Consider the following 6,867-nt stretch of genomic DNA (forward strand, 5'->3'; position numbering starts at 1 on the left):
TGTGCCGTGCGATGGATCAGCTGTCGCTGCGCGGAACCTGCTGCACGTCGCGCACCTGGCCGATCAACGGCGCGCTGCCGCTGGTGTTCTCGTGGCCCAGCTGCGCGGCCGGCTTCTTGAAGCGTGCCAGCACCGCAGCGGCGTTGGATTCGCCTTCCATCAGGCCGGCCGCCGCCAGACGCCGATTGAGATCGCCATCGCCGGTGGACGATTCGAGCTCTTCGGCCGATGCGATGCGTGCCGAGGTTTCGGCCTGACGCGCCTTGATGCGCTCCAGCGATTCCAGCGCCGAGCCCATCTTGCTGCTGGCGCCGGAATGGCGCGCGGCGATGGCGGCCTGCGCCTTCTGCACCGCGTCGGTGGCCTTGACCGTATCGATCTGCTGACGCATGCCGCGCAGCTGGTTTTCGGTCTTCTGGATGGTCGCCTTGAGCGTCACCACCGATTGGTCCAGCGCGGTCTTGGCCGCCTTGTCGCCGGCATCCTCGCTTTCCAGCGCGGCCAGCTTGACCGCCACCTCGTGCGCCAGCGCTTCATCGTTCTTGGCCAACGCGCCTTCGATGTAACGCGTGTACTCGGCCATCTTGCCGGCGCGCGCGTCGATCTTCTGCTGGGCCAGCTTGCTCTGCGCCATCAGCTTGGTGAGCTCTTCGCGCGAGCGCGTGAGCTGGGCGCCGGCATCGCGCATTTCCTGGTCCAGGATGCGCAGCGCATTGGCGTCGACGGCCTTCTGGCCGGTTTCGTGTGCGGTACCACGCAGCAGCGTGATCAGCTTGGAAAAAATACTCATGACAACACGCCTTTAGGAAAAGAACGGCTTGAGAGATTCGGCGGCTTCCAACGTGTTGGCCGCCAGGGTCTGGATTTCTTCGTCGATCTGGTCGAGCGTCGACGATGCCGACAGTTCGCCGAAGACCACGTAGCGGTCCTCGCCGTCGACCTGGACCAAGCCCAGATTGGACAAGGGGTTGAGCGGATTCAGGCGCAGGCAGGCGTCGTTGAAGGCGGCGCGGTCGTTGACGTGCTCGGCATGGGCCAGCAGCGTGGAGACGAAAACCTGCGAGCCGGAAGCGGCAACCTGGATCTGCATGTCGCCGTGGTCGGCCAGGGTGAGGTTGATGGCCGGCTCCAGGCCGTCGATCAGTTCGACATGGATTGGGTGCCCACGGTAGCGCTCGGCCAGCAAGCCGTGCAATTCGACAGTGGTGTACTGCGTCATACGATGTCCTGTCCTTTGGTCATGCGGCGGTGGTGATGCAGCAAGAGTCCTGCAACGACCGGACATACTACAGACTGCCCGTGACCGGCAGAAAGGGCCGAAAGCGAGCCAGTCGGGCACGCGGCAAGCGAGGCAAACCGCCCGTTCAGCTGGCTCGAAGCCCTGTGCCGGGCTGCGGACTCACGGATACAGCATCCGCTTGCTCCAATGGCTGGCCGCGTCGGCCTCGTAGCGCCAGCGCTCGTGCAGGCGGAACTTGGCGCCGTACCAGAACTCGAACGCCTGCGGCACCACCCGGAACCCGCCCCAGCCCTCCGGGCGCGGCACCTCGCGGCCCTCGAAGGTCGCCTCGACTTTGGCGATGGCCGCGTCGAACTCCGCGCGCGAACCCAGCGTCTGCGATTGCAGCGAGGCCCAGGCGCCGATCTGGCTCATGCGCGGGCGCGAGGCGAAGTAGGCATCGGATTCGTCCGCGCTCACCAGTTGAACGCCGCCCTCGATACGCACCTGGATGCCGGCCTCGCGCAGGCTGCGCCACAGGAACAGCAGCGCCGCCTGCGGGTGGGTTTGCAGGTCGCGTCCCTTCGCGCTGTCCAGATGGCTGTAGAACACGAACCCGCGCGCGTCGAAGGCCTTGAGCAACACGGTGCGCGCGCTCGGCCGGCCATCCACGTTGGCGGTGGCCAGGGTCATCGCGCTGGCTTCGAGTTCGGCGCTGTTCTGCGCCTCGGCATACAGCGCGGCGAAGGTGGCAAGAGCTTCTGCGTACAGATCGGTCATGACGGTGCGTGGCAGCCAGATGGACGCCTATTGTGGGCGCATCGCCCGCGCTTCGCCTATGCACCGCGATCGGATCGTCGGATCGTGCACGATTGGTCTGGCGAACGCGGGGAGTGGCCCGCACCATCGGCCCGGCCCGATGGTGTGAATGCTACGATCCCTGCGCATGAACCCCGCACCCAATCTCGTGATGGTCGGCCCGATGGGCGCCGGAAAAAGCTGCATAGGCCGTCGCCTGGCCGAGCGCTTCGGGCTGGAGTTCGTCGATGTGGACCAGGCCATCGTCGAACAGGTGGGCAGCAGCATCCCGGCGATCTTCGCGCAGCATGGCGAAGCCGGGTTTCGGCAGCATGAGGCGGACACCTTGCAGGCGCTGCTGGAACAGGACAACAAACTGATTTCCACCGGTGGCGGCACGGTGCTGGATCCGCACAACCGCCAGCGCATCTGCGCACGTGGGTTTGTGGTGCATCTGCATGTCAGCGTGCCGACGCAGCTGACACGGCTGGCGCGCGACCGCAATCGCCCGCTGTTGCAACGCGCCGACCGCGAGCAGCTGCTGCATGCGATGGCTGCGCACCGCACGCCGCTGTATCACGAGGTTGCCGACCTCAGCCTGGAAACCGATCATTTTTCCCCCGCCGAGGCCACCGCGCAGCTGGTGCTGCGCCTGGCCGCGCAATGGCGCATGTCGAGTGCCCCCGCATGACACTTCCCCGTTCCTCGCGCAGCGTCGCTGTCGACGGCGCACAGCCTTACACCATCACGATTGCGCCCGGCCTGCTGGCCGACGACGCGCGCCTGGCCCGCCATGTGCGCGGACGCCACGCGTTGTTGCTCAGCGACTCGCAGGTGGCCCCGCATTACGCGGCCGGCGTACGCGCCGCGCTGTTGAGCGCGCGCCCGGACCTGCAGATCGGCGAACTGGTCATCGCCGCTGGCGAAGCCTCCAAGACACTGGATACCTTCGGCTCCGCGATCACCGCACTGGCCGAACTGGGTGCCACCCGCGATGCCTGCGTGTTCGCGCTGGGCGGCGGGGTGGTCGGCGACCTGGCTGGCTTTGCGGCGGCGTGCTGGATGCGCGGCGTGGACTGCGTGCAGCTACCCACCAGCCTGCTGGCGATGGTGGATTCCTCGGTCGGCGGCAAGACCGCGGTGGACATCCCGCAGGGCAAGAACCTGGTCGGCGCGTTCCACCCGCCACGCGCGGTACTTGCCGATACCGACACCTTGCGCACCCTGCCCGCGCGCGAACTGCGCGCCGGCCTGGCCGAGGTGATCAAGTACGGCGCCATCCGCGACCCGCTGTTCTTCCAATGGCTGCACGCCGAACGCCACGCACTGCTGGACAGCGACCCGGCCGCGCTGGCACAGGCCATTGCCCGCAGTTGCGAGCACAAGGCAGAAATCGTGGCGCGCGATCCACTGGAAAAAGGCGAGCGCGCCTTGCTCAACCTGGGCCACACCTTCGGCCACGCCATCGAAACCGAGCAAGGCTACGGCGCGCCTGGCAACGACAACCTCAACCATGGCGAAGCCGTTGCAGTGGGCATGGTGCTGGCGGCGCGCCTGTCAGCCACCCTGGGCATGAGCGATGCGCAGGACACCGAGGCCTTGCGCGCCCTCCTGCACGACTTCGAGCTGCCTACCGACATTCCACCCGGCCTGCCCCCGGAGGCCCTGCTCGCGCGCATGCGGTTGGACAAGAAAAACATCGCCGGCCGCCTGCGCCTGGTGCTGTGGCGCGGTATCGGCAAGGCCGAAGTCGTGCCGGATGTGGAAGAAGCAGCGGTGCTGAAGATCCTGGCGGGATAAGGCCAGCCTGCCAATAAGGCACCGAACGCTGGACGCCCGCACCCAGCTGCCGTCGATCGCCACGACGCTCACCATGTGTAGGAGCGCCCGCGGGCGCGATGGGGCCTTCCCGATAAATGCCTATCGCGCCCGGGTGCGCTCCTGCGCACTGCCGGCCTGCCACCGTCTGCACCGGCGGTCGCAACCTCGCTCAGGAGCGCACCGGCAAGCGTGGACGCCCAACGACGCTCCCTTCGCACCCACAACACCCGGACGCGCCACTGCTCTCAGCCTTCAGCAGCGCCCGGCTACAATCGGCCGCATGCGCATTCTTCTACAACACGATCCCGGCGGTAACGCGCCGCTCCGCTACGTCCAGCTCACCCTGCAACCGGATCTGTTCGGCGGCTGGGAGCTTCTGCGCGAAACCGGCGAGATCGGTGGACGCACACAACTGCGACGCGACCAGTACCTGCAACAGGATGAAGCGGACCGCGCCTTCGACAAGGCGCGCGAGATCCAACTCAAACGCGGCTTCCAACTCATCACCGGCGGCGCCGACGCGCCGCCCTGAGGACACACCTTCCCATGCTCAAGAACGATCGCCTGCTGCGCGCCCTCAACCGTCAGCCCGTGGACCGCACCCCTGTCTGGTTGATGCGCCAGGCCGGCCGCTATTTGCCGGAATACCGTGCCACCCGCGCGCGCGCCGGCAGCTTCCTGAGCATGGCCAAAAACCCGGACATCGCCTGCGAAGTGACCCTGCAGCCGCTGCAACGGTTTCCGCTGGATGCGGCGATCCTGTTCTCCGACATCCTGACCATCCCCGATGCGATGGGCCTGGAGCTGTATTTCGTCGAAGGCGAAGGCCCCAAGTTCCGCCACCCGGTGCGCGATGCCGCCGCAATCCACCGCCTGGGCGTGCCGGACATGGAAACCGAGCTGCGCTACGTGATGGATGCCGTGCGCGTGATCCGCCGCGAGCTGGACGGCTCCGTGCCGTTGATCGGTTTCTCCGGCAGCCCGTGGACGCTGGCCTGCTACATGATCGAAGGCGGCGGCAGCAAGGAATACGCACGCATCAAGGCAATGGCCTTCAACGCACCAGAGGTGCTGCATCACCTGCTCGGCACCGTGACCGACGCGGTGATCGCCTACCTGGCCGCACAGCGCGCCGCCGGTGCGCAGGCGCTGCAGGTGTTCGACACCTGGGGCGGCGTGCTCTCGCCGGCGATGTACCATGAATTCTCGCTGCCCTACCTCACCCGCATCGCGCATGAGCTGGAACGCGGTGAAGGCGCCGAGCGCACGCCGCTGGTGTTGTTCGGCAAGGGCAATGGCGCCTATGTGGCCGATCTGGCCGCCAGCGGCGCCGAAGCGGTGGGCGTGGACTGGACCATCTCACTGGCCGACGCCGCGCAGCGCGCAGGCGGCCGTGTCGCCCTGCAGGGCAACCTCGACCCGGCCACCCTGTACGGCTCGCCCGAGGCCATCCGCACCGAAGTCGGCAAGACCCTGGACAGCTATGCGCAAGGCAATGGCGGCTCGCGCGAAGGCCACGTCTTGAACCTCGGCCACGGCATGTCGCCGGATATGAATCCGGAGCATGTGGGCGTACTGGTGGAAGCGGTGCAGCGTTTGAGCAAGCGGTAATGCCAAGACACGGTCGCGAGCAGCCCCAGCTGCCACTTCGATGGCAAGCCGAGTGCGGCGAACGTGGCGCCGCTGTCCAAGGCCTTGCCCAGTTCGTGCACGATTGGCCCGCTCAATTGGTACATCAGCCTGGCGATGCCATCGGTGTACGGCTTGGTCAGCTCTCCCTTGGCACCGGCCACCAGAACGTCCTTGAATTTGTCGTGGAATTTCTCGACAAATTCGGGCAGGAACGGGTCGGTCTCGCTGCCTTTCTTTGCCGCATCGTTCCACGTCGCCTGGATGAATGGCGCGTAATTCAGGTTCAATGCCCGTGTCACCCAGGATTCGGGTTAGGCCGCACCGCGCGCCATGTCACTTCTTGCCCCAGCCCTTGAACTGCGACGCCAGATCCGTTGGCGCGTCCGGCGGCGTTCTGATGCCTTGTGCCTTGCGCATCGCATAGGTCATCAAGCCAGGAACGGTGGTCACGAACTCGCCGATCGACTTGGGGACCGGCCAGATGTTCGGATCGTTCGGTTCGACCGTGCACTCGGCTTCCACTTCCTGCGGGAAGACCGGTTGCTTGCAGCTCTTGAACACCAGCCAGCGCACCACGGTGAAGGTGCCGATAAAGGGGAAGAGCAACACGCGCTTGAATGGCGTGGTGGCGTTGGTGAAGCCGACCGCGGAAATCAGGCAGGGCGGTCTCAACTTGCAAGTGCAACACGTGAGTTGAATTGAGCGATCTCTTCTTCCAGCGCCTGGTTTGGGGTCTTCCAGCCAAGCGTCTGCCATGGCCGGGCGTTCATCAGGTCGGCGACGCTGTTGAGATACTCCTGGCTGGCCTTGGACAAGTCCACGCCTTTGGGCATGAACTGGCACAGCAGGCCGTTGGTGTTCTCATTGCTGCCGCGCTGCCAGGGCGCATGTGGATCGGCGAACCACAGGTCGATGTTGAGCCGCTTCATCAGCTCTGGATAACACGTCATCTCGGTTCCACGGTCATAGGTGAGGCTTCCCAGCAGGCAATGCGGCAGCTTCTTCATCTGTCGCGTGAAGCCCTCCAGCGCATTCTCTGCAGTACAGCCATCCATCTTGCACAGCACCACAAAGCGCGTCTTTCGCTCCACCAGCGTGCCTACGCACGAGCAGTTGAAATCCCCTTTGATCAGGTCGCCTTCCCAGTGCCCAGGAATCAAGCGCTGCGTCACCTCTTCAGGCCGATGGACGATACGCAGCTCCTCCGGCACCCACGTGCGCTTGGCAGCGGTCGTACGGCGCAAGCCGCGCGTCGGCTTGTGCTGACGAAGCGCTTCCACGAGCTACTTCTTCAAACCACCACGCGGATGCGCGTAGATGTCTGCGCCTCACCCTGGTCGTCGAGGGTTGCCAGGATCACCCGAAGTTGTGTACTGCCATGCGGCCTGGGAAGCTAT

General features: G+C 65.7%; 8 protein-coding genes and 1 pseudogene. 4 read left to right on the plus strand and 5 right to left on the minus strand.

Annotation, left to right across the window (positions count from 1 at the left end; all coding sequences use genetic code 11):
* Positions 1-16 precede the first annotated feature (16 nt).
* The 3 genes from WJW29_RS00455 to pdxH form a co-directional block, all read right to left on the minus strand.
* On the minus strand, positions 17-790 hold the full coding sequence (locus tag WJW29_RS00455; RefSeq protein WP_011258072.1) for a PspA/IM30 family protein: 774 nt from the start codon (positions 788-790) through the stop codon (positions 17-19).
* Between the two features lie 12 nt (positions 791-802).
* The gene (locus WJW29_RS00460; RefSeq protein WP_012445807.1) at positions 803-1,219 is read right to left on the minus strand and encodes a YjfI family protein; all 417 of its coding nucleotides are present in this window, start codon (positions 1,217-1,219) and stop codon (positions 803-805) included.
* A 180-nt stretch (positions 1,220-1,399) separates the two neighbouring features.
* Positions 1,400-1,999 carry a pyridoxamine 5'-phosphate oxidase gene (pdxH, locus tag WJW29_RS00465; RefSeq protein ID WP_011258070.1) on the minus strand — a complete coding sequence of 200 codons (600 nt, stop codon included), beginning with the start codon at positions 1,997-1,999 and terminating at the stop codon, positions 1,400-1,402.
* A gap of 166 nt (positions 2,000-2,165) precedes the next feature.
* Here pdxH and WJW29_RS00470 point away from each other — a divergent pair, with 166 nt between their 5' ends.
* The 4 genes from WJW29_RS00470 (at position 2,166) to hemE (ending at position 5,449) form a co-directional block, all read left to right on the plus strand.
* Positions 2,166-2,708, plus strand: a complete 543-nt coding sequence (locus WJW29_RS00470; protein ID WP_011258069.1) for a shikimate kinase — start codon at positions 2,166-2,168, stop codon at positions 2,706-2,708.
* Complete coding sequence (gene aroB / locus WJW29_RS00475; RefSeq protein WP_011258068.1) at positions 2,705-3,817, plus strand: 3-dehydroquinate synthase; 1,113 nt, start codon at positions 2,705-2,707, stop codon at positions 3,815-3,817. The genes WJW29_RS00470 and aroB overlap by 4 nt, the downstream gene beginning before the upstream one ends.
* A 301-nt stretch (positions 3,818-4,118) precedes the next feature.
* A complete protein-coding gene (locus WJW29_RS00480) occupies positions 4,119-4,370 on the plus strand; it encodes a WGR domain-containing protein (protein WP_011407864.1) in 252 nt (83 codons plus the stop codon).
* A 14-nt stretch (positions 4,371-4,384) separates the two neighbouring features.
* Positions 4,385-5,449 (plus strand): uroporphyrinogen decarboxylase, encoded by a 1,065-nt coding sequence (gene hemE / locus WJW29_RS00485; RefSeq protein WP_011258066.1) that lies wholly within the window; start codon positions 4,385-4,387, stop codon positions 5,447-5,449.
* A 354-nt stretch (positions 5,450-5,803) separates the two neighbouring features.
* Here hemE and WJW29_RS00490 read toward each other — a convergent pair whose 3' ends face one another.
* Together WJW29_RS00490 and WJW29_RS00495 are read right to left on the minus strand one after the other, a co-directional pair.
* Positions 5,804-6,142: a hypothetical protein gene (locus tag WJW29_RS00490; protein ID WP_011258065.1), complete on the minus strand. Its 339-nt coding sequence runs from the start codon at positions 6,140-6,142 to the stop codon at positions 5,804-5,806.
* Positions 6,139-6,789: pseudogene (locus WJW29_RS00495) on the minus strand (IS30 family transposase); the annotation flags it as partial. The pseudogene WJW29_RS00495 and the gene WJW29_RS00490, both read right to left, overlap by 4 nt.
* Between the last annotated feature and the right edge of the window lie 78 nt (positions 6,790-6,867).

This window comes from Xanthomonas sp. JL1 (assembly GCF_038405005.1).